Here is a 1591-nt window from a genome sequence, read left to right as displayed (position 1 = left end):
TTTGGCGTGAACAACCGTCTCGCCGACCACGAGCTCACGCAGAGCGTGGGCGACGGCGCAGTCGATCTGCTGCGCGCTGCGGTGAATGTCGACGTCACTGCCAATGGCAAGCTGCGCCGGCGCGCGGGCTTCACGCTGGCGCACGCCGGCCGCGCGCACTCGGCCTGGGGCAACGACAAGGCAGGCTTCTACGCAGACGGTAGCGACCTGTATCACCTTGCCGTCAATGGCGAGCTGCAGCGGACGCTGATCCGCTCCGACCTGGCGCCCACGCACCCGGTCTCGTACTGCGAGGCCGGGGGCACCTTCTACTATTCCAACGGTGATGTGCTGGGCATGGTCCAGGGCAGCACGCGGGTGGACTTCACGCCGCGTCCGCTTCTGACTCCAGTGCTGAGCGCAACGCAAGGCGCGATGAATGCCGGCCGCTATCAGGTCTGCATCACGCAGTTCGGCCAGGCGGGCGAGAGTGCATCCACCGCGCCCCGCACGATTGATTTGCCGGCCGGCGGCGGCATTCGCATCAGCGACATTCCGCCGGCGCCGTTCGGCTGCATCACCTTGATCTACATGACGGCGCCCGATGGCGAGGTGTTCGGGCGCGTGGCCGTCGACATCGTCGGCGGCGTGGCCGAGGTCGTCGCGCCCTTGCCGTTGGGGGCAGGGTGCCAGACCCTGCTGCTGGAGCCCATGCCCGCCGGCTCGATCGTGCGGCACAGCAATGGCCGCCTGATCGTCGCCGTGGGCAACCTGCTGATCTACAGCGAGCCTTTCATGCCGGGCCTGTATCGCCCCAGCAAGAACTACATCCCGTTTCCCGCACGCATCACGCTCATCGAGCCGTGCGGCCGCGGCATCTTCGTCGCGGCCGACAAGACCTATTGGCTGGGCGGCGAGATCACGGGCGCGAGTCTGGACGAGGTGCTGCCCTATGGCGCGCTGCCGCATTCGGGCGGCAATGACCCGATCAAGCCCGACACCTGTTTTTGGATGTCGGAGCGCGGCCTGGTCTTTGGCGCCAAGGACGGATCCGTGAGCAACGTGCAAGAGGACCAGCTTGCCCTGTCTGGCGGCACGGCCGGCGCCACGGTGTTCAGAGAGCACGGCGGTCAAAAGCATGTGCTGGCCGCGGTGCAAGACCCGAGCAAAACCCAGGCGTCGTTCGGCGGTCGATTCGACGCAGAAATCATCAGAAAAGGAGTGGCCCAATGACCACCAAGCAAGGCGCAGAGCGCATCAACCCCGCTGTCGGTACCAGCTATCTCGTGGAGCACCTGCGCGCAGGCAAGCTCATTGCCAGCGAGGTGGTGCACAACCTGGTGCCCATCGAGGGCCTGAATCACATCGTGGGCGTGGTGGTCAAGCAGGCCACCCAGGTGCCGTCCTGGTACATCGGCCTCTTCGAAGGCAACTATGGACCGGTGCCCGGCGACAAAGCCGAGACTTTCCCCACTGCCGCCGTCGAGTGCCAGACCTACACACCGGCCACGCGCCCGGCCTTCACGCCCGGCGCGGCGGCCGGCGGCGCGGCCGACAACACGGCCAGCCGCGCCGAATTCACCTTCACCGCCCCGAAGACCGTTTACGGCGC

Annotated in this window: 2 protein-coding genes; both read left to right on the top strand. The window is 66.8% G+C overall.

The window, feature by feature from the left end; genetic code table 11:
• Positions 1-1212, top strand: a 1212-nt coding sequence (locus tag RR928_RS24670; RefSeq protein ID WP_332684712.1) for a hypothetical protein, incomplete at its 5' end; no start/stop codon positions are given.
• On the top strand, positions 1209-1591 hold a 383-nt coding region (locus RR928_RS24665), incomplete at its 3' end, for a hypothetical protein (RefSeq protein WP_332684710.1). The genes RR928_RS24670 and RR928_RS24665, both read left to right, overlap by 4 nt.

The organism is Comamonas sp., from assembly GCF_036666375.1.
In the GTDB taxonomy this organism is placed as follows: Bacteria; Pseudomonadota; Gammaproteobacteria; order Burkholderiales; family Burkholderiaceae_C; genus Comamonas.
This window is presented reverse-complemented; position numbering and strand designations above follow the sequence as displayed.